The 24885-nt window shown below is 64.2% G+C and carries 17 protein-coding genes; 10 read left to right on the top strand and 7 right to left on the bottom strand.

The features are described from left to right. Positions 1-97 precede the first annotated feature (97 nt). Positions 98-688 carry a TetR/AcrR family transcriptional regulator C-terminal domain-containing protein gene (locus tag CH293_RS21955; RefSeq protein ID WP_094721494.1) on the top strand — a complete coding sequence of 197 codons (591 nt, stop codon included), beginning with the start codon at positions 98-100 and terminating at the stop codon, positions 686-688. Here CH293_RS21955 and secA2 read toward each other — a convergent pair. Beyond that, the gene (gene secA2 / locus CH293_RS21950; protein ID WP_094721493.1) at positions 685-2991 is read right to left on the bottom strand and encodes an accessory Sec system translocase SecA2; all 2307 of its coding nucleotides are present in this window, start codon (positions 2989-2991) and stop codon (positions 685-687) included. The genes CH293_RS21955 and secA2 overlap by 4 nt on opposite strands. 163 nt (positions 2992-3154) lie before the next feature. Between secA2 and msrB the strand changes: the two genes are divergently transcribed. Further along, positions 3155-3691: a peptide-methionine (R)-S-oxide reductase MsrB gene (gene msrB / locus CH293_RS21945; protein ID WP_094721492.1), complete on the top strand. Its 537-nt coding sequence runs from the start codon at positions 3155-3157 to the stop codon at positions 3689-3691. Further along, positions 3691-4209, top strand: coding sequence for a peptide-methionine (S)-S-oxide reductase MsrA (gene msrA / locus CH293_RS21940; protein ID WP_037109069.1), 519 nt, complete (start codon positions 3691-3693; stop codon positions 4207-4209). Before msrB ends, msrA begins: the two co-directional genes overlap by 1 nt. Before the next feature lie 190 nt (positions 4210-4399). Here the strand turns inward: msrA and CH293_RS21935 are convergent, their stop codons facing one another. Beyond that, on the bottom strand, positions 4400-5563 hold the full coding sequence (locus tag CH293_RS21935) for an MFS transporter (RefSeq protein WP_094721491.1): 1164 nt from the start codon (positions 5561-5563) through the stop codon (positions 4400-4402). Positions 5564-5707: 144 nt separating this feature from the next. Between CH293_RS21935 and CH293_RS21930 the strand changes: the two genes are divergently transcribed. The 5 genes from CH293_RS21930 (at position 5708) to treZ (ending at position 14851) form a co-directional block, all read left to right on the top strand. Next, positions 5708-6160 (top strand): MarR family winged helix-turn-helix transcriptional regulator, encoded by a 453-nt coding sequence (locus tag CH293_RS21930; RefSeq protein WP_037109074.1) that lies wholly within the window; start codon positions 5708-5710, stop codon positions 6158-6160. A 91-nt stretch (positions 6161-6251) separates the two neighbouring features. Next, a complete protein-coding gene (locus tag CH293_RS21925) occupies positions 6252-8363 on the top strand; it encodes an acyltransferase family protein (protein WP_094721490.1) in 2112 nt (703 codons plus the stop codon). 34 nt (positions 8364-8397) lie between these two features. Further along, complete coding sequence (gene glgX, locus CH293_RS21920) at positions 8398-10656, top strand: glycogen debranching protein GlgX (protein WP_094721489.1); 2259 nt, start codon at positions 8398-8400, stop codon at positions 10654-10656. A 5-nt stretch (positions 10657-10661) separates the two neighbouring features. Next, positions 10662-13121: a malto-oligosyltrehalose synthase gene (gene treY / locus CH293_RS21915; RefSeq protein WP_094721488.1), complete on the top strand. Its 2460-nt coding sequence runs from the start codon at positions 10662-10664 to the stop codon at positions 13119-13121. Continuing rightward, entirely contained in the window at positions 13118-14851 is a 1734-nt protein-coding gene (treZ, locus tag CH293_RS21910; protein WP_094721487.1) for a malto-oligosyltrehalose trehalohydrolase, read from the top strand. The genes treY and treZ overlap by 4 nt, the downstream gene beginning before the upstream one ends. 50 nt (positions 14852-14901) lie before the next feature. Here the strand turns inward: treZ and CH293_RS21905 are convergent, their stop codons facing one another. Then, positions 14902-16425 carry an MFS transporter gene (locus tag CH293_RS21905; RefSeq protein ID WP_094721486.1) on the bottom strand — a complete coding sequence of 508 codons (1524 nt, stop codon included), beginning with the start codon at positions 16423-16425 and terminating at the stop codon, positions 14902-14904. Positions 16426-16535: 110 nt separating this feature from the next. Between CH293_RS21905 and CH293_RS21900 the strand changes: the two genes are divergently transcribed. Continuing rightward, the gene (locus CH293_RS21900) at positions 16536-17072 is read left to right on the top strand and encodes a TetR/AcrR family transcriptional regulator (RefSeq protein WP_037109087.1); all 537 of its coding nucleotides are present in this window, start codon (positions 16536-16538) and stop codon (positions 17070-17072) included. Here the strand turns inward: CH293_RS21900 and ilvA are convergent. From ilvA to CH293_RS21885, 3 genes are read right to left on the bottom strand one after another with little or no spacing between them, the layout of a single operon-like run. Further along, positions 17060-18421, bottom strand: coding sequence for a threonine ammonia-lyase IlvA (ilvA, locus tag CH293_RS21895; RefSeq protein ID WP_037109089.1), 1362 nt, complete (start codon positions 18419-18421; stop codon positions 17060-17062). The two genes, CH293_RS21900 and ilvA, sit on opposite strands and share 13 nt — an antisense overlap. A 43-nt stretch (positions 18422-18464) precedes the next feature. After that, positions 18465-20240, bottom strand: coding sequence for a pyruvate dehydrogenase (locus CH293_RS21890; RefSeq protein WP_094721485.1), 1776 nt, complete (start codon positions 20238-20240; stop codon positions 18465-18467). 16 nt (positions 20241-20256) lie between these two features. Then, on the bottom strand, positions 20257-20691 hold the full coding sequence (locus CH293_RS21885) for a nitroreductase family deazaflavin-dependent oxidoreductase (RefSeq protein ID WP_037109093.1): 435 nt from the start codon (positions 20689-20691) through the stop codon (positions 20257-20259). A 140-nt stretch (positions 20692-20831) separates the two neighbouring features. Between CH293_RS21885 and CH293_RS21880 the strand changes: the two genes are divergently transcribed. After that, positions 20832-21074 (top strand): hypothetical protein, encoded by a 243-nt coding sequence (locus CH293_RS21880; protein WP_037109095.1) that lies wholly within the window; start codon positions 20832-20834, stop codon positions 21072-21074. A 94-nt stretch (positions 21075-21168) separates the two neighbouring features. Here CH293_RS21880 and dnaE read toward each other — a convergent pair whose 3' ends face one another. Further along, positions 21169-24705 (bottom strand): DNA polymerase III subunit alpha, encoded by a 3537-nt coding sequence (gene dnaE / locus CH293_RS21875; RefSeq protein ID WP_094721484.1) that lies wholly within the window; start codon positions 24703-24705, stop codon positions 21169-21171. Positions 24706-24885: the final 180 nt, after the last annotated feature.

Raw genomic sequence — 24885 nt, 5'->3', positions numbered from 1 at the left:
GAACAGTGCCCTTGAACACTGTTCAAGTTGAACGGCGTTCAAGCTATACTCGGCGTCGATTACTGTCAAAGTCGAGCGGACCGACAAGGAGTGAAGAGTGCAACTGCGCAGAGCGGACGTCCTCGACGGTGCCATCGCAATCCTCGACGAATACGGCCTGGGCGATCTCACGATGCGTCGCCTCGCGACTTCACTTCACGTGCAGCCGGGCGCGCTGTACTGGCACTTCAAGGACAAGCAGACTCTGCTCGGCGCCATCGCCGACACCCTGCTCGCCGACGTCGACGCCGTGACGAACGCCGGCGTCTGGGACGACCAACTTCGAGAACTGGCCCATCGCCTACGCGACGCGCTGCTCTCGCACCGCGACGGTGCGGAGTTGGTCGCCGCGACGTACGCGTCGCGGTTGGTCACCAACCGCATCCGCGAACGCATAGCAGCGGTGTGCATCCGGGCCGGACTGCGTCGGGGTGAATCCGAATTGGCCGCGGACACCGTGCTGTACTACGTGCTCGGCCAGACCGTCGACGAACAGGCCCGCATGCAGATGGACTCGGCCGGAGCGCTCACCGAATCCGCATCACCACTCTTCGAAAGCCCGGACCCGACAAGTCGTTTCGACTTCGGACTGACTCTGTTCGTCGACGGCGTCCGAGCACGCTTGGGAGACCGAGCGCGACTGTCCTAGCCGCCGAAGATCGGGCCGAGTCCCGCGCTGTTCGCAGTGTTGCCGGCGAACGGGTTGTCGTGAACCATGTACGTCCACGTCGAGGACGGTCGGGCAAGTCCACTCTTGCCGAGATCGATGCCGTTCTCGGTGATCTCGGCCGACTCGAACGTCGCACGAGCATGCTCGATAGCCTTGTCGGACACCTCCCTGAATGCATCCACTGCGATCCGGTGATACTCGTCGAGCGGATTCTCACGCCCGAGCGCGCGCAGATGGATACTTTCGCGCACGTCGGCGAGATGAGCGAGGTACTCGGACCACGACCGATCGAGATGGAAGAGCACGATGCGGCGTGCTGCAACCGTCAACACGTCCTCCGGCACCGTCTCGCGTAGTTCGGCCGCTCGATCCGGCGCTGCGGATTCGAGTAGTTCGAGCGCCTCGCCGGTAGTCAGCAACGACGCTCTCCGACGATCCAGAATGTCGCGGTGCTGCGCCGTCAACTGGTTGTAACGCCATGTCCGCGAGTGCACTTCCAGCATCGCCCCCTCGGCGATGCGTTGCGCATGATCGATCTTCGCCGCCACACCGTTCGCCGTGACGAGTCCGGTGTCGTCGGTCTTCTTCGGCTGATCCTTCGGACCGAGGTTCGCCGTCACGACCTCGTCCTCCCAACTGGAGAAGAACACCGAGCGGCCAGGGTCGCCCTGGCGCCCGGCTCGGCCCCGCAACTGGTTGTCGAGCCGTTCGGTCGTGTGTCGACCGGTGCCGACCACCAGCAGACCACCGAGTTCGGCTACCTCGTCCTTGTCCTTTCCCCCGCCGGAGGGACCACCGAGCTTGATATCGGTCCCGCGCCCGGCGATCTGAGTGGACACCGTCACTGCCGACCGCTCACCGGCACGCGCGACGACGGCAGCCTCCTCGGCGTCGTTCTTGGCGTTGAGCACGACGTGGGGCACACCTGCGGTGTCCAGCAGATCGGAGAAGACCTCGGACTCGGCGACATCGTGCGTACCGATCAGAATCGGTTGACCTGTCTCGTGGGCTTGTTCGACGAACGCGACGACGGCGGCATTGCGGTTCTCGGACGTGTCGTACACACGATCGGCTTCGTCGATACGAACGTTGGGTTGATTCGGCGGAACGACGGACACGCCGAGCGAGTAGAACTTCTTGAGCTGCTCGCCCGCAGCGAGCGCGGTGCCGGTCATTCCGCACACCGTTGCGTATCGACCGATCAAAGCCTGGACGGTGATGGTGTCCAGAATCTCGCCGGTCTCGGTCGGTGTCAGGCCCTCCTTGATCTCCACGGCTGCCTGCAGACCGTCGGGCCACCGCTGCAACTCCGCGACCCGTCCGCGAGATGCGTTGATCAGCTGTACTCGACCGTCGCGCACGATGTAGTGGACGTCGCGCTTGACGAGAACCTGGGCATGAAGAGCAACGTTGACTGCGACGAGGGTGGATCCGACGTGGTTCTCCGCGTACAGGTCGATGTCGCCGAGTTCCTTCTCCAACTTCTCCGCACCGGCATCGGTCAGAAAGACGTTGCGCCCGTCGGCGTCGGTGTCGTAATCGGCTCGACTCTGCAGAAGCTTCACAGCGTCGAAGACACGATCGGAAGGAACGTCGCCCTGCACCGAACCGGCAAGCACGAGTGGAACCAACGCCTCGTCGACCAACACCGAATCCGCTTCGTCGATCAACGCCACGTCGGGTGCGGGCGTGACCAGATCGCCGGCGTCGTCCACGAGGTGATCGCGAAGGACGTCGAAGCCGATCTCGTTGACCGACGCGTACGTGACGTCGCATGCGTATGCGGCTCTACGGTCGGCCGCGGACGAGCCCTCGGAGATCCAACCGACCGTGAGGCCCAGTGCTTCGTACAGTGGCCCCATCCACTCGGCGTCACGCCGAGCCAGAAAATCGTTGATGGTCACGACGTGAACGCGGCGCCCGGCCATCACGTAGCCGACCGCAGCGAGGGCCCCGGACAACGTCTTGCCTTCGCCCGTGGACATCTCCACCACATCGCCTGCGAGCATGCGCACCGCAGCCAGGAGTTGAACGTCGAACGGTTCCAGATCCAGCGCGCGCGACGATGCCTCACGGACCAATGCGAGGTAGCGCGGAACGTCGAGCTTGGCTACGTCCGAGACAGTGACGTCGGCAACCGCGGCTTTCAAATCCGTCTCCGACAGCCCTTTCGCCCATTCGGAGTGTCCGACTGCGTTGTCGACGCTGGACCGTGACCGGGCCTGGCCTTTCTGCGCGGAACGCCCCAGAATTTTCCAGAACCGATCAGAACCCGATGCCATCTTCGTTTCGTCCCTACTGCCGGATGCCGGTGGGCGTGAACCCTTGCCGCGGCCAGCCTACTGAACCCGCGACGAGGACTCGGGCAGCGGAATATCGACAGGTGAGCGTTGTTGACTCATGGTGTGGCCGTGACGGCCGACGGTGACAGCAGGAAGGACACCGATGACACGTTCCTACGCCAAGGATTCCGAGCAGTTGAAGAACCTGACGGCTGAGCAGTACCGAGTGACGCAGAAGGAAGGCACCGAGCGCGCGTTCGACAACGAGTACTGGGACAACCACGAGCCGGGCCTCTACGTCGACGTCGTGACCGGGCAACCGTTGTTCTCCTCGCTCGACAAGTTCGAGAGCCACTCGGGATGGCCGAGTTTCACCAGGCCCGTCGACTCGACATCGGTAGTGCAGAAGCGCGACTTCAGCCATCTGATGGTGCGCACGGAAGTCCGTTCCTCCGGTGGCGACTCACACCTGGGCCACCTGTTCAAGGACGGTCCGAAGGACCAGGGCGGCCTTCGCTACTGCATGAACTCCGCCGCTCTGCGGTTCGTGCCGGTGGATCGCCTCGAAGCCGAGGGCTACGGTGAATATCGCGCACAGTTCCACACGACGACACAGTCGGACAACACACAGTCGGACAGCGCGCAGTCGGACAGCGCACAGTCGGACACAGCATCGACGCCAGATGAAGGAGCGCAGTAGTGAGCACAACCACCGAGACCGCCATCCTCGCCGGAGGGTGCTTCTGGGGAGCCCAGGAACTGATCAGGCACCGGCCGGGTGTCCTGTCGACTCGGGTCGGTTACTCCGGCGGCGACGTGGACAACGCGACGTACCGCAATCACGGCACGCACGCCGAAGCCGTCGAAATCGTCTTCGATCCGAGCCTGATCTCGTACCGCGACCTCCTGGAGTTCTTCTTCCAGATTCACGATCCGTCGACGAAGAACCGCCAGGGGAACGACGTCGGACTGAGTTATCGCTCGGCGATCTACTTCACGTCCGACGAGCAGAAGCGCGTCGCATTGGACACGATTGCCGACGTCGACGCTTCCGGCTTGTGGCCGGGCAAGGTCGTCACCGAGGTCGAGCCGGCAGGCCCGTTCTGGGAAGCAGAACCGGAGCACCAGGACTACCTGCAGAATTACCCGACCGGGTACACCTGCCACTTCGTTCGCCCGGGCTGGAAGTTGCCGCACCGAGCGGACGCCGTCAGCTGATCGAAGGTCGAACGACCTGATATCGGTCCCGAGCGTCAATGGTCCCGAGCGTCATGCTCGGGACCATTGTCATGCCCGGGACCATTGTCATGCCCGGGACGATCGTGCGATGTGGCGCCCACACCGACTACTTTTTCGCGCTCCGCTCGACTGACATGAGGGACGGTTGTCGTCCGGGCGGGGCGCTGTGTCAGACCTGAACCATCGCGCGCTGACGCTGCAGCCGGGTGGCCACCACGAGCACGACCACAGCGGCCACGGTGATGATCGCGCCTGCCCAGATCGGCGAGGTGTATCCCAGCCCTGCAGTGATCGTCACTCCGCCGATCCATGCACCGAGAGCATTCCCGAGATTGAAGGCCGCGATGTTCGCTCCCGACGCCATGGTCGGTGCGTCGTCGGCGAAGGCCATCACGCGCATCTGCAGACCGGGGACCGTGGCGAAGCCGAACACGCCCATCAAGAACAGAGACACCACGGTTGCGATCTGGCTTTCCGCGGTGAAAGCGAAGAACACCAGCACAGCGGTCAGCGCTGCGAGCAACGTCAGCAACGTCGCGGTGAGGTTGCGATCCGCGGCCTTACCACCGAGGTAATTGCCGATGAACAGTCCGACGCCGAACAGAATCAGTAACCACGGCACCGAACCGGAGGCGAAACCGCTGACCTCGGTGAGTGTGAAGGCGATATAGGTGAAGGCTCCGAACATGCCGCCGTAACCGAGGACTGTGATCGCGATCGACAGCCACACCTGCAGGCGTCCGAACGCTCGGAGCTCGGACCTCAGATGCCCTGGAGTCTCGGAGTCCGTCGTCGCCGGAACAAGTGTGATGGTGCCGGCCAACGCCACGATCCCGATGACAGTGATGGCCCAGAATGTCGAACGCCAGCCGTAGGTCTGCCCCAGCAGGGTTCCGAAGGGGACTCCCAAAACGTTGGCTGCGGTCAGACCGGCGAACATCATCGCGATGGCGCCTGCCTTCTTCGCGGGCTCGACGAGACTTGCGGCGACGACGGCTCCGATTCCGAAGAATGCACCGTGACACAGTGCTGCCACGACGCGGCCGAGCATCATTGCCTCGTACGATCCGGCGATCGCGGACAAAAGGTTGCCCGCGATGAACAGTCCCATCAATGCGACCAGAACGTTCTTGCGCGGAAACCGGGTCACGAGTGCCGTCACGCCGAGGGCACCCACGACGACGCTGAGCGCGTAGCCGGTGATGAGCCAGCCGGCCACGGCCTCGGTGACCCCGAAGTCCGCGGCAACTTCCGGCAGCAGCCCCATGATCACGAATTCGGTGAGGCCGATACCGAACCCTCCGATTGCGAGTGCGAGCAGTCCGAGCGGCATGCAATTTCTCCTTGATCGATGCGTTCGCCGATAGCTAGCGTGTGCACTTAGTTGCAGACGCGTCGTAAATAGTTGCACACGCCCTATAACTGCGCAAGCTGCTAAGCTCGGATCGAATGTTCGAGAGGCTTCGAGGAGGACCCAGTGGGAATCGCCGACGATTCATCCCTCATCCGCGCTCAGGGATGGCGAACACTCGCTGCGCTTCACGCGCACATCGAGGCCGAACTCGAACGTGCGCTGCAGGCCCAGCACACCCTCTCGGTGGTGGAGTACGCAGTTCTCGACGCCCTCGGCCGACAGGACGGATGGCACATGCGAATGCAGCAACTGGCGCGTGCAACCGCTCTGAGCAGCAGCGCCACCACTCGCTTGGTCAATCGACTCGAAGATCGAGGGATCCTCACACGAGTGTTGTGCAAGGACGACCGTCGAGGCATCTACACGGAGTTGACCACCGATGGCCGAGCGTTGCTGGAACGGGCACGCCCCACGCACGACGAGGTTCTGGAAAGCTCACTGTCGTCGGCAGAGCAGATTCCCGAGTTGGCTCCACTCGTCGACGCGATCCACCGGTTGCCCGCACCCGCTGGCTGATTGTTCACCCGGGGTTCAGGCACAGTATCGTTTGCCTCGAGAACTGCACTGCGTCCCCGAATTCGTCGACCGTCGGAGCTTTCACCCTCTTATGCACGCCCAGTACCAACCTGCCGGCACTTCCGTGCCCGACGCTCCCCCAGTTCGGACGGCCGATGCGCGCCCGGCGGTGCGGCAGGATCTCAACGGTCTACGCGGCGTCGCCATTGCGTTGGTAGTCGTCTTCCATATCTGGATGGGCCGCGTCTCCGGCGGCGTCGACGTGTTCCTTACCTTGACGGGCTTCTTCTTCACCGCTTCGCTGATTCGCACCGTACAGTCGGGCGGATCTGTCAATCCGTTTCGTCGAGTCGCCCGAATTCTGCGCAGGCTCGGCCCACCGCTGATTCTCGTCCTGACCGGAGTGGCCGTCGCAACGGTCGTTCTGCTACCGCGAACACGGTGGATCGACATCGGAAATCAGCTTGTCTCGGGCGTCTTCTTCTTCGCCAACTGGGAGTTGGCCTGGACGTCACAGGACTACCTGGCTGCCGACCCGACCGTCAGCCCGGTCCAACATCTGTGGTCCGTAGCGGTCCAGTTCCAGTTCTATCTCGTCGCCATCGCCGTGGTCTTCGGGCTCGCCTGGATTCTCCGCAGGTCACGCGGAGCATCGCGTACCAGCCCTGATCCTCGCGTGTACCTGGTGCTGTTCGGCGGCGCAGCAGTGCTGTCCTTCGTGTACGCCACCGACGGCACGTCGCGGCTTCAATCCTGGAACTATTACGACACCGCCGCACGGCTGTGGGAGATCCTGCTGGGGGCTGCCGTCGCCGCGTTGTACGCCGCGAAACCACCGGTCCACGACGCGACCGATACATCGTGGCCGTCGAAGATCGCCCGCACGGCACTGGCGGTGGCCGGGTTGACTGCGATCGTCGCCTGCGGGTTCATCTTCGACGGTGTGCAGGAGTTCCCGGGCCCCTGGGCACTGTTTCCCGTGCTCGCGACACTCGCGTTGGTCCTCGCGGGGCCCGGCACACCAGTCGCGGCTCTGCTCAGCACGCGATTCGGGCTGTGGCTCGGCTCGATAGCCTTTCCTCTCTATCTCTGGCACTGGCCGATTCTGATCTTCACCCTCGCGTACACGGGCGAGCAGACCGCGGACCTCGTCACCGGTGCCTGCATCATCGGCGCCTCCGTGCTACTGGCGATGCTGACCGTCCGCCTCGTCGAGAAACCGGTGCAGGCGCCCGCCCGATCCATTCCGCGCCTTGCGGTGACGGGCACTGCCGCACTCCTTGCTCTCGCACTCGTGACCGGTTCCGCCGGGTGGAATTACTACATCCAAAGATCGGTCGCGGACCTGCAAGCCAGCGACACCGTCGACCCGATCACTCATCCGGGCGCTCTCGAACTCACCGACGGCATCGTCGCCGAGGACGCACCGGTGAGTCCCGCGCTGTTCTCGGCACCGGAAGATCTGCCGATCACGACCGTCGAAGGGTGCATCGCGGACTTCGAGACGCGTGATGCCATCAGCTGCGTCTACGGCGACACGAACGCGACCCGCACCGTTGCACTTGCCGGTAGCTCCCACGCGGAGCACTGGATCACCGCACTCGATCTACTCGGCCGCGAACACGGATTCCGCGTCGTGACCTACCTGAAGATGGGGTGCCCACTCACCCTGGGCACGATGCCCATGCTCGGCGACAGCGAGTACCCGGACTGCTTGGACTGGACCGAGACAGTGCTCGCCGACCTCGCGCAGACTCGACCCGACTATGTGTTCACCACCGCCACGCGGCCGAGTGACGACGGCCCGGGCGACGTCACCCCCGACTGGTACGTGCAGGTGTGGAACGAACTCTCGTCCTACGGCATCCCCGTCCTCGGTGTCCGCGACAACCCTTGGCTCGAACGTGACGGCATCGCGTACCGGGCCATCGACTGCCTGGCCGAAGGCGGCAACGCGACATCGTGTGGCATGGAGCGAGGCAGTGCGCTCGGGCCGATCAATCCAGCTCTCGCTGCGTCCTTCCGGCTTCCGACGGTGTACCCGCTGGATCTCTCGAACGCTCTGTGCGACGGTCCGGTCTGCCGCGTCATCGAGGGCAACGTGCTGATCTACCGCGACGAACATCACCTCACCGCGACCTATGTGCGCACTCTGACCAGCGAATTGGGCCGGCAGATGGCGTCGGCGACAGGTTGGTGGTGAGCCGGTTCGATCCGGCCACAGTAGGGTTTCCTTCATGTCTGTCGAAGCACCCAACGAATCACCCGCGATCGAAGTCTGGCCCGGGTCCGCCTATCCGCTGGGAGCCACCTACGACGGTGTAGGTACCAATTTCGCGTTGTTCTCCGAGGTTGCCGAAGCCGTGGATCTGTGCCTCATCGCCGACGACGGCACCGAGACTCGTATCCGTTTCGAGGAGTCGGACGGTTACGTCTGGCACGCGTACCTTCCGTCGGTGATTCCCGGTCAGAAGTACGGTTACCGGGTACACGGTCCGTGGGATCCGGCGTCGGGTCATCGGTGTGATCCGAGCAAGCTGCTTCTGGACCCGTACGGCAAAGCGTTCGAGGGTGACTTCGACGGTGACCGTTCGCTGTTCTCCTACAGCCTCGACGTTCCCGAACCCGAGGAGGCCGCGGCTCCGGACGAGAAGCCGTACGAGGACGACGAGGATCTGGCGGATCCTTCCCTCGAGGTCGTCGAGCCGGATCCCGTCGCGCACGACGAGGCACCACGCGACGATTTTCCGCAGCACGATTCCCTCGGCCACACGATGACCACAGTGGTCATCAATCCGTTCTTCGACTGGCAGAACGACCGCGCACCGCGCCGGCCGTACCACGAGACGGTGATCTACGAGGCGCACGTCAAAGGCATGACGATCACGCATCCCGACGTTCCGGAATCGTTGCGCGGAACCTACGCGGGGCTCGCCCACCCGGCGATCATCGACCACCTGCTGAATCTGGGAATCACCGCGATCGAGCTGATGCCCGTGCACCAGTTCATGCAGGATCAGACGCTGCTGAACAAGGGGCTACGGAACTACTGGGGTTACAACACCTTCGGTTTCCTCGCCCCCCATGCCGACTACTCGTCGAACCCGACGGCGGGCGCGGCCGTGACCGAGTTCAAGGCGATGGTCCGTGCGTTCCACGCGGCCGGTATCGAAGTGATTCTCGATGTGGTCTACAACCACACCGCCGAGGGCAATCACATGGGCCCGACCATCAGCTTCCGCGGTATCGACAACGCTGCGTACTACCGTCTGGTCGACGGCGATTCGGCCCACTACATGGACTACACCGGCACGGGTAACAGCCTCAACGCCCGCCACCCGCACACGCTGCAGCTCATCATGGACTCGCTGCGGTACTGGGTCACCGAGATGCACGTCGACGGCTTCCGCTTCGACCTGGCGTCTACGCTGGCTCGTGAACTGCACGACGTGGACCGGCTGAGCGCCTTCTTCGATCTGGTCCAACAGGATCCGGTCGTCAGCCAGGTCAAGCTGATCGCCGAGCCGTGGGACGTCGGCGAGGGCGGCTACCAGGTCGGTAACTTCCCCGGACTGTGGACGGAGTGGAACGGTAAATACCGCGACACCGTCCGTGACTACTGGCGAGGCGAGCCCGCCACACTCGGTGAGTTCGCATCACGACTCACCGGTTCCTCCGACCTGTACGAGGCCACCGGTCGTCGCCCCGGTGCGAGTATCAACTTCGTGATCGCGCACGACGGGTTCACGTTGCACGACCTGGTGTCCTACAACGAGAAACACAACGACGCCAACGGCGAGGACAACAACGACGGCGAAAGCCACAACCGTTCGTGGAACTGCGGTGTCGAAGGCCCGACGGACGACCCCGAGATACTCGACCTGCGCGCCCGTCAGATCCGCAACATCATGGCGACTCTGCTGCTGAGTCAGGGCACGCCGATGATCGCGCACGGTGACGAACTGGGTCGAACCCAGCAGGGAAACAACAACGTCTACTGCCAGGATTCGGAACTGGCCTGGATGGATTGGTCACTCGCCGAGACCAACGCGGACTTGATCGAGTTCACCAAGAACGCGATCGCGCTGCGCAACGACCATCCGGTGTTTCGTCGCCGCAGGTTCTTCGAGGGCCGGCCGATCCGCACCGGCGAGCAGGCCCGCGACATCGCCTGGTTGACCCCGGCCGGTGAGGAAATGACGCCCGAGGACTGGGACAGCGGATTCGGCAAGAGCCTCACCGTCTTCCTGAACGGCGAAGGCATTCCCGAGCCGAATCAGCGAGGCGAGCGCGTCGTCGACGACTCGTTTCTGTTGTGCTTCAACGCTCATCACGAAACCATCGAGTTCCTGACCCCCGACGGCGAGTATGCGAAGGAGTGGACGGTCGCACTCGACACCGCAATCCTCACCGGGGTGAGTGAAAATGTCATAGAAGCGGGTACACCGGTCGAGGTGGCCGCCCGGTCACTTCTCGTTCTACGAAAGACGGACTGACACCAGTGTCCCATCCCCCGCGGCCGATTCCCTCGAGTACGTATCGACTTCAACTGCGAGGGGACGGGTTCACCTTCGCCGACGCCCGCCGAATCGTCGACTACCTCGACGATCTCGGCGTGAGCCATGCGTACCTGTCGCCGATCCTCGAAGCCACCGACGGCTCGACCCACGGGTACGACGTCATCGACCCCACCTCGGTGTCCGCACCGCTCGGTGGGCGCGAGGGCTTCGAAGCGCTGGTCGCCGAACTGCATTCGCGCGGCATGGGCGTGATCGTCGACATCGTGCCCAACCACGTAGGCGTCGACGATCCGCGGCAGAACGCGTGGTGGTGGGACGTGCTGTCCAAGGGGACGGCTTCCGAATACGCCTCGTACTTCGACATCGACTGGTCGTCGGACAACGGAGCCGACGGAAAGATCGCGTTGCCCGTCCTCGGATCGGCCGACGACACCGCGGCCCTGACGATCGATCGAACCGGGGACACGCCGTTGCTCGCGTACTACGAACACCGGTTCCCCATCGCCGCCGGCACCATCCCTGACGGAGTCGACACAAGCACTGACGGAGTCGACACAAGCACTGACGGAGTCGACTCCGATGACGCCGAGGCAGTCCATGCCGCGCAGGCGTACCGACTCGTCGACTGGAAGTCCGGCCTCGTCGGGTATCGGCGATTCTTCTCCGTCAACGGCCTCGCCGGTCTTCGCCAGGAGGACTTCGACGTCTTCACCGCGTCGCACGTCCAGGTTGCCAGTTGGATCACCGACGAGCTGGTCGACGGTCTCCGCGTGGACCATCCCGACGGATTGGCCGATCCCGCCGGCTACCTCACCGAGCTCCGCGAACTCATCGGCCCCGATCGTTGGCTGGTGATCGAGAAGATATTGGCGCGCGGCGAGCCACTGGATCCCGCGTTGCCGGTGCACGGAACCACCGGATACGACGCTCTGGCCGATCTCGGCGGTGTCTTCGTCGATCCGTCGGGTGCCGAGGCCCTCACCGAGCTGTCTCGTTCGCGGGGCGGAGCGCCGGGAGACGCGCAGTGGTTGCATGCCGCGGAGCGCGACTTGAAAACTGCTGTCGCCGAGGGCGATCTGGCTCCGGAGGTCCGGCGACTGGCGCGCGCTGTCGTGCGTGAGTCCGGTTCGGACGCACCGTTCGAGTCGATCACCGCGGCGATCGTGGCCGTGGTGGCCCGGATGCCGTACTACCGGTCGGACTACGGGCCGCTGGCCGGGACGGTCGGCCGAGTCGTCGGCGACGTCGGGGGCGCCGAATCCGCCCTTGTCGACGCACTGGACGCGGTGACCGCTGCGCTGATCGCCGACGGCGAATCGGCAGTGCGATTCGAGCAGGTGTGCGGCGCGGTCACGGCGAAAGGTGTCGAGGACTGCTTGTTCTACCGCGCCGCTCGGTTGATCTCGCTGCAGGAGGTCGGCGGTGACCCGGCGGAGTTCGGGATCTCCCCCGCTCAGTTCCATCTTGCGAATGCGGAGCGAGCGGCTCGGTGGCCCGCGGCGATGACGACACTGTCCACCCACGACACCAAACGCGGCGAGGACGTGCGGGCCCGAATCGGGGTGCTGTCGCAGACACCGGAACTGTGGTCGCGGTGCATCTCGGATTGGGAGGAGGTCGCGCCAGGTCCGGACGGGGCGACCGGACTGTTCCTGTGGCAGAACCTGTTCGGAGTGTGGCCTGCCGACGGCGTCGTCTCCGCCGAATTACGCGAGCGCGTCCACGCGTATGCGGAGAAGGCGATGCGTGAAGCCGGCACCCGAACGGGATGGACCGACGTCGACGAGTCGTTCGAAGCGTCGGTTCATTCGTGGCTCGACTCGGTGATGACCGGTTCGGTGGCCGACTCGGTGACCATGCTGGTCGCTCGGCTCGACCCACACGGACGAAGCGACGCGCTCGGCCAGAAACTGCTGCACCTGCTCGGACCTGGAGTCCCCGATGTATACCAGGGCACCGAACTCTGGGAGGACTCGCTCGTCGACCCGGACAACCGTCGGTTCGTCGACTACGACGTTCGTCGTCAGCACCTGTCCGCACCGTCGTCGACGGTGATGGACTCGTCCGGATCGGCCAAATTCGCGGTCGTTCGGGAGTCACTGCATCTGCGCCGTGAACGCCCGGACAGCTTCGTCGGCGGGACGTATGCGCCGGTGTACGCCCAGGGCACAGCCGCAGCGCACCTCGTGGGATTCGCCCGAGGCCCCGTCGCGGGATCCGCAGACGTCATCGCCCTCGCCACCAGATATTCGCTCGGCCTCGCTACGCAGGGCTGGGGGTCGACGACACTCACACTGCCGGCGGGCCGGTGGCGAGATCGGCTGACCGACAACGAGTACCACGGCGAGGTCGCGGTGGACGCTCTGCTGTCCGCCTCACCCGTTGCTGTGCTCGTGCGTGACATCACAGTGAGCGACACGTCAGGAGAACGCGACGCATGACCCACCGATTCGAAGTCTGGGCCCCAACTCCCACCACGGTAGGCGTCGACGTCGACGGCACCGTCCATGCGATGAGCAAGAGTCACGGCGGCTGGTGGTACGCCGACATAGACGCCTCCCCCGATGCTCGGTACGGGTTCGTGCTCGACGACGATCCGTCGGTGATTCCCGATCCCCGCTCGCCGCGGCAGCCGGACGGGGTACACGCCCCGTCCCAGCTCCACGCGCTCGATCCGTCCGGTTGGACGGACTCGTCGTGGACCGGGCGTCAATTGCCGGGTGGGGTGATCTACGAACTGCATATCGGAACGTTCACGTCCGAGGGCACGTTCGACGCGGCGATCGAACGGCTCGACCACCTCGTGGACCTCGGTGTGACATTCGTCGAGGTCATGCCGGTGAACGGATTCAACGGTACCCACAACTGGGGGTACGACGGTGTGCTCTGGTACACCGTTCACGAAGGATACGACGGCCCCGACGGTCTGCAGCGCTTCGTCGACGCCTGCCATGCTCGCGGTCTCGCGGTGGTGCTGGACGTGGTGTACAACCATCTCGGTCCGTCGGGCAATTACCTGGAACGGTTCGGCCCGTACATGACTCAGGGCGCCAACACCTGGGGTCAGTCCATCAACTACGCGGAATCCCAGTCCGGTGTGGTGCGTCGATACGCCATCGACAATGCGCTGCGCTGGTTCTCCGAGTTCCACATCGACGGATTACGGCTCGACGCCGTGCACGCCATCGTCGATCACACCGCCGTCCATCTCCTGGAAGAACTGGCCGTCGACACCCGTCGACTCTCGGCGCATCTCGGCCGGCCGCTGACGTTGATCGCGGAGAGCGATCTCAACGATCCCACTCTGGTGACCGCACGTTCCGGCGGCGGGTACGGGCTCGATGCGCAGTGGGACGACGACATCCACCACGCTGTCCACGCTGCGGTCTCCGGTGAACGTCAGGGGTACTACGGCGACTTCGGTTCGTTGAAGGGACTTGCGAACACGTTGCGCCAGGGCTTCTTCCACGCCGGGACGTTCTCGACGTTCCGGGGTCGAACCCACGGCAGGCCTCTCGACACGCGCCGAATCCCGGCGAGCTCGTTCGTCACGTACACCACCACGCACGATCAGGTGGGCAACCGAGCCGTCGGTGACCGGCCCGGTTTCTACCTCACCCCGGGTCAGCTGGCCGTGAAGGCGGCACTGGTTCTCACCTCTCCGTACACACCCATGCTGTTCATGGGTGAGGAATGGGGCGCATCGACCCCGTTCCAGTTCTTCACCTCGCATCCGGAACCCGAGCTGGGCGAAGCGACGGCCGAGGGCCGAAAATCCGAGTTCGCCGAGCATGGTTGGGATAAGGAAGACATCCCGGATCCGCAGGACCCGGAGACGTTCCTCCGGTCCAAGTTGGAGTGGACAGAACTGGGCAGCGGAGATCATGCCCGGCTGTTGACCGTCTACCGGGATCTGTTGTCGCTGCGGCGTGCGCGGCCCGAACTCACCGATCCGTGGCTTCCGAATCTGAAGGTCGACTACGACGAGGACCAGCAGTGGATCGTGCTGCACCGTGGGTCGCTCGCCGTCGTGTGCAACCTGTCCGATTCCACGGTGATCGTTCCGGTCGGGGGTCGCACAGTGTTGTCGTGGGAAGAGCCGACGTCGAACGACACCGGCTCCGCCACACGCATTCCAGGTCACTCGTTCGCGGTGCTCGAAACGTCCTGAGCACCGCGGCCGAGGCTCGGTTGTCACGTCCGGCGGAGCCGAGCTTGTTTCTACTTCCGGCGGAGCCGAAGGACGACGTAGACGGCGGTCGCTGCCAGGACGGCGGCCGTCGCCAACGACGCCGTGTGCATGCCCTGAACGAAGGCTGCATGCGCCGACTCGGTCAGGGCCGTTCCCAGCTCCGCCGGGAGGTCACGAGCAACCGAGGCGGCACCGCCGAGTGTCTCCTGGGCCGACGCCGCGTGGTCGGAATCGAGGCCGGAGACGTCGAGCCCGCGGCGGAAGTAGGACATGACCACGGTGCCGAGAACGGCCACGCCCAGCGCGATCCCCAACTCGTACGCCGTTTCCGACACGGCGGACGCCGCACCGGCGCGTTCGGGTCGGACGGAACTGACGACGAGGTCCGACGTCAACGTCAGTGCCGTGCCCGCGCCCGCTCCGACGAGAACGAACCCGATGATGAACAGCGCCGGGCCGCTGTCGACGCGTAGCCCGAACAGCACGGCAGCACCGACAGCCGCAGCGGCAAGTCCTGCGCCGAGCACCGTTGCCGGAGACCAGATACGGACGAGGTACGCGGCCACCAGAGAGGTCACTATGCTCGACGCCGTGCCCGGCAGCAGCAGCAAGCCCGCTTCGAGTGGGCTGTTGCCCAGAACGAGCTGAAGATACTGGGCGCCGAAGAAGAGCACGCCTGCCAGAGCGAACACGGACAGGAAGTTCGTGAACACCGCTGTCGAGAACGCGGGGTTGGAGAACAGCTGTAGGTCGATCATCGGGTCGTCGAGCCGCCGCTGCCGCCGGACGAACAGAATGCCTGCACCGATACCGACCAGTGCCGCGCCGACGTTGACGACGGATATGCCATGGGCCGCGGTCTCTTTGACCGCGTAGACCAACGGAACCAGAGCGGCCATCGACAATCCCGAGCTGATCAGGTCGAACGTGCCGGGGTTCGGATCCTTCGATTCCGGGATCACGAGAGGACCGAATGCGATCAACGCGAGCATCACCGGGATGTTGATCAGGAACACCGAGCCCCACCAGAAGTGCTCGAGCAACCATCCGCCGACCAGTGGTCCGGCCGCTGCGCCGCCGCCTGCCATTGCGCCCCACACACCGATCGCCACGACACGTTGGCGGGGATCGGTGAAGATCGTCCTGATCAGACCGAGAGTGGCGGGCATCAAGGTCGCGCCCGAGACACCTTGCAGCACGCGAGCGGCGATCAGCATTTCCGGGCTGGTGGCAAATGCCGCGACGACCGATGCGATTCCGAATCCGGCTGCACCGATGAGCAGGAGTTTCCGTCGTCCGATCCGGTCCCCGAGGGTGCCCATCGTGATGAGCAGGCCGGCCAGCACGAACGAATAGACGTCGATGATCCACAGCAGTTGGTTGCTCGACGGCGACAGATCCGAACTGATGAACGGCAGCGCCAGGTCCAGGACCGTACCGTCGACCGCGATCAGAAGAACCGCGAACGCCAGCACGACGAGACCGAGCCAGTCTTTCGGCGTCGCCCGCTGGGTCTGCGCCTGCGCGGCGGGTCCGACGCTGATGTCTTTCACTTCGTCACTCCTCGATGCTCACCCTTGACTGAACCGTCCAGCCGGTACAGTCACAGAGGCTAGCAGTGAACCGTCCAGCCGGTAAAGCTGTTTTCGGTAGGGTGACGCACATGGCATCCGACACACGCGATCGCATTCTCGACGCCCTCGAAGAGATGCTCCTCGACCAAGGCGTCACGAAAGTCACCCTGGAAAGCGTCGCAGCCAGGGCCGACGTGTCCAAAGGCGGCCTTCTCTACCACTTCAAAACCAAGGACGCGATGATCGCCGCCATGGTGCGACGCCTCGGCGAGCAGGCCGATCTACAACGCGCCGAGGCCGAGCGAGGCGGTACCACCGTCGCGCGATGGTATTTGCAACCGCCCGAGGGCATCGCCGAGCACGAGGTGGCGCTGTACAGATCTACCCTTGCCGCCCTCCGCAGCGTCGACGGGAACCCCGGCGAGATCCATCAAGCGGTCATCGACATGATGCGACTGTGGGACGAGAGCCTGCGCACCGAGATACCCGACGAGGTGCACGCCGAGATCGTGCGCCTGGTCGGCGACGGAATCTACCTCGGCGCCCTGCTCGAACTTCCGCCGGTCGACGCCGACCTCCACCGGAAAGTGGTCGAGCGCCTGCTCGGGTCGGATCAGGTCAAGTAGCGATACGCGGGCGACCCCGGCTCCAGCTGCTCCACGGTCAAACCGGAGGCCCGCATCCGTTCGAGCAGCGCACTCAAGCCGGTAGCCACGCCCAGCTCGATGCCGACCAACGCAGCGCCCGTCTCTCTGTTGTTCCGCTTCACGTACTCGAACAACGTGATGTCGTCGTCGGGACCCAGGACTTCGTCGAGAAAACGGCGCAATGCACCGGGCTCCTGGGGAAAGTCGACGAGGAAGTAATGCTTCAGACCGAGGTGAACGAGTGAGCGTTCGAGGATCTCGCCGTATCGCGAGACGTCGTTGTTGCCGCCCGATATCAGGCAGACGACGGTGCTCCCCGGCTCCACCGAGATCTGGGTCAACGCAGCCACACTGAGAGCTCCGGCCGGCTCGGCGATCACGCCCTCGTTCTGGTACAGCTCGAGCATCGCCGTGCAGATCGCACCCTCGTCGATCTGTGTCATCAGAAATGGGCCTGCACCCTCGTCACGCGACGGGAACGTCGGCATCGCCACCAACGGCAACGACGCGTGCGACACGACTTCGGCGCCGAGGGAACGCAGCGCCTCGAACGGGACATCACCGATCCGGCGCACGGCGGCGCCGTCGACGAACGGGTCGATGTCGGACAACGTCACCGGCCCCCCGGCCACCAACGCCGCCGTCATCGACGCTGCGCCCGACGGCTCGACGCCGACGAGAGCCGTACCCGGTGCACGTTCACGCAGATAGGTCGAGATCCCGGCGATGCATCCGCCGCCACCGACCGGCATGACGACGGTATCCGGTGCGGAACCCAATTGTTCGACGATCTCCGCGGCGATCGTGCCCTGCCCGGCCACCGTCCGCTCGTCGTCGAAGGGCGGAACCATGGTTGCTCCGGTGCGCACGACATCCTCGGCGGCAGCAGCCGCAGCGGCGTCGAACGTGTCACCGGTGACGATCAACTCGACGAAATCGCCGCCGTGCACCCGAATGCGATCCCGCTTCTGCTTGGGGGTGTTGGCGGGCACGTAGATTCGGCCGCGCACCTGCATCGCCCGGCACGCGAACGCAACACCCTGAGCGTGGTTGCCTGCACTCGCCGTCACGACTCCGACTGCGAGCTCCTCGGGTGTCAGCTGAGCCATCAGGTTGTAGGCACCGCGGATCTTGTAGGACCGGACGATCTGCTGATCCTCGCGCTTGAGGTAAACGACGGCACCGGTCTCCCGGGACAGCCGCTCGCAGTACTGCAACGGCGTCGTGTCCACGACGTTCGAAATACGCTGCGCAGCGATGTCGATGTCATCCGCGGTCACGGAGAACGAACCGATGCTGGGCGCGAAAACGTCAGGCGAGTTGGACACCCACCTATGCTGCCACCAGCGGCAGGCGCTCTACCAATCGGGACTAGCCTCGCGGCGAGAACTGAGACGGCAACGGCACGTTCCGAAGATTCGACTTCGCCATCTGCACGGCTTCCCCGACGCCTCCGTTCATCACCATCCGCGACATCGCGAGAGCGAACCCCTTGACCTGTTCACCGGTGATGGTCGGGGGTAGAGACAACGCATTCGGGTCGGTGACGATGTCCACCAGGGCAGGGCCGTCGTGCTCGAGCGCAGCGCGAAGGCCTGCTTCCAGATCACCCGGGTCGACGATCCTCTTCGAGAAGATCCCCAGCGCTGCCGCGACCGCTGCGTAGTCGACCGCAGGCACGTCGACGCCGAAGTCCGGGATACCGTCGACGAGCATCTCGAGCTTCACCATGCCGAGCGTCGAGTTGTCGAACACGACGATCTTGACCGGCAGCTTGTACATCGCCACCGTCACCAGTTCGCCCAGCAACATCGACAATCCGCCGTCGCCCGACACCGACACGACCTGGCGCGTCGGGAACGCCACCTGCGCACCGATTGCGTGCGGTAGAGCGTTGGCCATCGAACCGTGCAACGCCGAGGAGATGAAGCGTCGCTGCCCGTTCGGATTCAGGTAGCGGGCAGTCCAGACGTTGCACATGCCGGTATCGGCGGTGAAGATCGTGTCGTCGGCAGCGAGGTCGTCCAGAATGGACGCCGCGTACTCCGGGTGAATCGGAGTGCGTTGGCCCACCGGCTTGGTGTACGCGCCCACGACCTTCGTCATCAGCTTGCGGTGACGCTCCAGAGTACGGTTCAGAAACGCGCGGTCGTCCTTGCGCTGCACCAGCGGCAGTAACGCAGCCAACGTGCTCTTCGCGTCACCGTGCACGGCCAGATCCACACTGGTTCGGCGTCCGAGATTCTCCGCGGCGCTGTCGATCTGGGCGGTGCGGACCTCGTCCGGTAGGAACTGGTCGTACGGAAAATCCGTTCCGATCAGAAGCAGCAGATCGGCGTCGTGGATACCGTCGTGGGCGGCGCCGTACCCCAGAAGTCCGGTCATTCCGATGTCGAAGGGGTTGTCGTACTGAACGAACTCCTTGCCGCGCAGCGAGTGCCCCATCGGAGCACCCAGCTTCTCGGCGAGCTCGAGCAACTCCGGCCGTGCATCCCGGACCCCCGCTCCGGCGAAGATCGCGACCGTGTCGGCTGCGTCGATGGCGTCGGCCAGGGCTCGAACGTCCTCGTCCGCGGGCACAAGCGCGGGGCTACCGGTGCGTACGTATGCGGGCGCCGAGCGCGCGGCAGGTTCGTCGGCGATGTCCCCTGGCAGCGTCACCACCGCGACGCCCGACCTGCCGACGGCATGCTGCAGCGCCGAATGAACCACTCGCGGAGCCTGTTCGGGCGTACTGACCAACTCCGCGTACACGGAACACTCCACGAACAGCCGGTCCGGATGCGTCTCCTGGAAGAACCCGGAGCCGATCTGCACGCTGGGGATGTGCGACGCGATGGCCAGCACCGGCGCGCCCGATCGGTTCGCGTCGTACAAGCCGTTGATGAGGTGCAGGTTGCCCGGGCCGCACGAGCCGGCACAGACTGCCAGCTTGCCGGTCAACTGCGCCTCGGCGGCCGCGGCGAACGCGGCGGCTTCCTCGTGGCGAACGTGAATCCAGTCGATGCCGCCCGCCTTCGAACCGCCACTGCGTCGAACCGAATCGACAATGGGGTTGAGACTGTCACCGACAATTCCGTAGATGCGCTGGACACCGGCCTCGATCAGTTGGCCGACTATCTGATCGGCGACAGTCTCGGTACTCAATTTCTTCGGACTCCTTCTAGGCTCTCGACAGTACGAACACGGGAATCTCGCGGTCGGTCTTCGTCTGGTACTCCGCATAATCGGGGAACGCCTGAACGGCGCGTTCCCACCACACGGCCTTCTCCTCCCCCGTCACTTCACGGGCGATGTAGTCGGCACGGTCGGTTCCGTCCTGAAGCTCCACCAGCGGCTCGGCTTTCACGTTGTAGTACCAGACCGGGTTCTTCGGCGCGCCGCCCAGCGAGGCAACGGCGGCGTACTCCCCGTCGTGTTCGACGCGCATCAGCGGCGTCTTTCTCAGCTTGCCGGACTTGTTGCCCTTCGTCGTCAGCAAGATGACTGGCATTCCCTTCAACGTAGTGCCCGCGGTTCCACCGGATCCCTCGAGGAGTTCGGCTTGCTCGCGTGCCCAATCGGATGTGCTGGGTTCGTACTCTCCTGTCAATGGCATGCACTCGAGTCAACACCTGTCCCGCCCGACGCGCCACCGGCCGGGTACACACCACGTTCAACCTATAAGTTCGGTGGACCGAATCCTGCCGTACGTATACCCTGACGTAGGTACGCAGCACTGCCGAAGGAGTCACCGACATGACCTACGCACTTTCCAGCACCACCCCGCGTCGGCGCACCCATGTCGGTACCGTCGACATCGCTGGGACCGCCTGGCCGGTCTACAAAGTCGAAGCTCTCGTGCTCGGAGTTCTGGTGTTCCTCGGCGCTCTCGCACTCACCACGTCCCTGCAGGTAGCGGTGCTGACCAGCGCCGCCGCCACCGTCGTCGTGTGGTGGACGCTACTGTTCGTCGAACGCCGCGGGACCGTCCGCCGCTGACAACGGCGCATCCTTCACTGAGTTCACCTGCTGACCCCGTGATCACGCACGCACGGTGACGGGATGTGACCTTCCGTCACCGTCCGAGCATTCCTCAGCCCGCCAAGCAGCCTGGTCCGAGCAGCGCCTTCAGGTCACCCATCAGGGCCGATGTAGGCGTGACACGAAGACTGTCGTCCAGCTTCATCGCCGTCACCTTGTCGCCGCTGACCAGCCTGAGATGCACGTCGGACGTACCCGGGTGGCTCTTCAGAATCCGCTTCAGTGCACCGACCTTGTCGGCCGTGCACTGACGGGTCGGAAGGCTGACGGCGAGCGGCTTCGCAACACCGACAGCAGAGAGGTCCGGCACAGCAAGGTCGTTGGCGATCAGGGAGATTCGATCATCACGCACCGACACGCGGCCCTTGACCAGGACCACCGAGTCCTCGGTCACGTCGGCGCCGAACACCGAGTACGACTGCGGGAAGAACAGAACCTCGATGCCGCCGACGAGGTCCTCGAGTTGAGCCGACGCCCAGGTGAGACCGTTCTTGTTGATCCGGCGGTTCACCGACGCGAGAATGCCGCCGATGGTGACCTGCGTACCGTCCTTGACGTCGCCTTCGAGAATGGCAGGAATGTTGGTGTCCGACTGGGCGGCGAGCATGTGCTCGACGCCGAGCAACGGGTGGCCGGACACGTACAGGCCGAGCATCTCACGCTCGAGCGCCAGCCGATGCTTCGATTCCCACTCGTCTTCGGGGACACGAACATTGAACACCGCGGAGATCGACTCGTCGGCGTCCTCTCCGCCGAACAGATCGAACTGTCCGATGGCCTCGGCCTTCTTCGTGCCCATGACCGAGTCGATGGCGTCGGCGTGAATGAGCATCAAGCCCTTGCGCGGATGATTCAGCGAATCGAACGCACCCGACTTGATGAGCGACTCTGTGACCTTCTTGCTGCAGGCCGTCGCGTCGATCTTGTTCAGGTAATCCGAGAAGTCCGTGTACTTGCTCTTCTCCTCGCGTGCCCTGATGATCGACGCCACCACGTTGGTTCCGACGTTGCGGACCGCGCCGAGACCGAAGCGAATGTCCTTGCCGACGGATGCGAAGTTGAGCTCGGATTCGTTGACGTCCGGGGGCAGGACGGTGATACCGAGCTTGCGACAGTCCGCGAGGTAGATGGCCGACTTGTCCTTGTCGTCGGACACGCTGGTGAGTAGACCTGCCATGTACTCACCCGGGTAGTTGGCCTTGAGGTACCCGGTCCAGTAGGAGACCAGACCGTATCCGGCTGCGTGCGACTTGTTGAACGCGTATCCGGCGAACGGAAGAATGGTGTCCCACAGAGCCTTGATCGCGGGCTCGGAGAAGTTGTTGGCCAGCATTCCCTCACGGAACCCTGCGTAGGCCTCTTCGAGCACGGACAACTTCTTCTTACCCATGGCGCGACGCAGAATGTCGGCCTGCCCGAGCGAATACCCGGCGACCTTCTGCGCGATCTGCATGATCTGCTCCTGGTACACGATGAGGCCGTACGTGTCCTTGAGGATCTCCGCGAGCGGTTCTTCCAACTCGGGGTGGATCGGCTTGACCTCTTGGCGACCGTTCTTGCGGTCGGCGTAGTCGTTGTGCGCGTTCATTCCCATCGGGCCCGGTCGATACAGAGCCAGAACGGCGACGATGTCCTCGAAGCCGGTGGGCTGCATCCGACGCAGAAGATCACGCATCGCGCTGCCGTCGAGCTGGAACACGCCGAGAGTGTCTCCCCGAGCGAGCAATTCGTATGTCGCGGGGTCGTCGAGTCCCAGAGTGTCGAGGTCGAGTTCGATCCCGCGGTTGCTCTTGATGTTGTCGATGGCGTCACCGATGACGGTGAGGTTGCGCAGGCCGAGGAAGTCCATCTTGAGCAGACCGATGGCCTCGCACGAGGGATAGTCCCACCCGGTGATGATCGCGCCGTCCTGCGCGCGCTTCCACACCGGAATCGCATCGGTCAGCGGCTCCGAGGACATGATGACCGCGCAGGCATGGACGCCGGCGTTACGGATCAGCCCTTCCAGGCCGCGTGCGGTCTTGTAGATCGTCGCGACATCGGGATTGGAGTCGATGAGTGCACGAACCTCGGTTGCTTCCTTGTACCGCTCGTGCGCCGGATCGGTGATGCCCGCGACCGAGATGTCCTTGGCCATGATCGGCGGCGGCAACGCCTTGGTGATCTGATCGGCGATCGCGAATCCGGGCTGCCCGAACTGGACGCGGGCCGAGTCCTTGATGGCGGCCTTGGTCTTGATGGTGCCGAACGTGATGACCTGAGCGACACGGTCGCTTCCCCACTTCTCCGTCGCGTACCGCACCATCTCACCGCGACGGCGATCATCGAAGTCGATATCGATATCGGGCATCGACACACGCTCGGGGTTGAGGAACCGCTCGAACAGCAGACCATGCGGCAGCGGATCGATATTGGTGATGCCCATCGCGTACGCAACGAGCGAACCCGCGGCCGAGCCTCGGCCGGGACCGACGCGAATACCGACGTCGCGGGCGTGTGCGATGAGGTCACCGACGACGAGGAAGTACGCCGGGAAGCCCATCTCCAGAATCACGCTGATCTCGTACTTGGCGCGATCACGGTACTCCTGGGGCACACCGCCGGGGAACCGCCACTCGAGACCCTTGTCGACCTCCTTGGCCAACCACGTACCCTGCGTCTCCCCTTCCGGCACAGGGAAGATCGGCATCCGGTCACGGTGGGCCCACACATCGTCGTACGGCTGGACGCGCTCGGCGATGAGCAGAGTACTGTCGCACGCACCCGGCACCTGATCGTCCCAGAGGGCACGCATCTCGGCGGCGGACTTGAGGTAGTAACCGTCGCCGTCGAACTTGAACCGGGTGGGATCGCTGAGCGTCTTACCGGTCTGGATGCACAGCAACGCCTCGTGGTTCTCCGCGGCATCCTTGGTCACATAATGGCAATCGTTGGTGGCGAGCGGCGGAATCTGCAGCTTCTTACCGATCTCGAGCAGACCCTCACGGACCCGACGCTCGATCGACAAACCGTGATCCATGAGCTCGAGGAAGAAGTTCTCCGGACCCCAGATCTCACGCCACTTCGCTGCCGCTTCGAGCGCCTCACGATCCTGACCGAGACGCAGACGCGTCTGCACCTCACCCGACGGGCACCCCGTCGTCGCGATGATCCCCTCCGCGTGCGCGGCGATGATCTCCTCGTCCATCCGGGCCCACTTACCCAACTGCCCCTCGATCGACGCGAGAGAGGACAGCTTGAACAGGTTGCGCACACCCGTCGCGTTCTCCGCGACCATCGTCATGTGCGTGTACGCGCCGCTACCGGAGACATCGTCGGACTTCTGACTGCGGTCACCCCACAGCACACGCTTCTTGTTGAACCGAGACTCCGGGGCGATGTACGCCTCGATGCCGATGATCGGCTTGATGCCGGCCTTCTTCGCCTCGTTGTAGAACTCGCTCGCGCCGTACATGTTGCCGTGGTCGGTCATACCGACCGCCGTCATCTCCAACCGACTCGCCTCTGCGAACAACGGCGCAATCTTGGCCGCTCCGTCGAGCATCGAATACTCGGTGTGGTTGTGCAGATGTACGAACGAGTCAGTCACGAAGATGTCTCCTACTGGGTCGAGCTAGATCGAGCCGGGTCGTACGGGCCGAGATGTCCGCGCGCGAAGTGCACCTGATTCTAAGCGCTCGAACCGACAGAGCATTCCTGGCTCTCGGTGTGTCCGACCCCCGCGCGTGTCGGCCCAGGCCCGACGCTGCGACGGTGTCACCGCACCTGT

The organism is Rhodococcus sp. 14-2470-1b (assembly GCF_002259415.1).
Classification (GTDB): Bacteria; Actinomycetota; Actinomycetes; order Mycobacteriales; family Mycobacteriaceae; genus Rhodococcoides.
The sequence above is the reverse complement of the archived record's forward strand: the minus strand, read 5'-3'. Positions and strand labels throughout refer to the sequence as shown.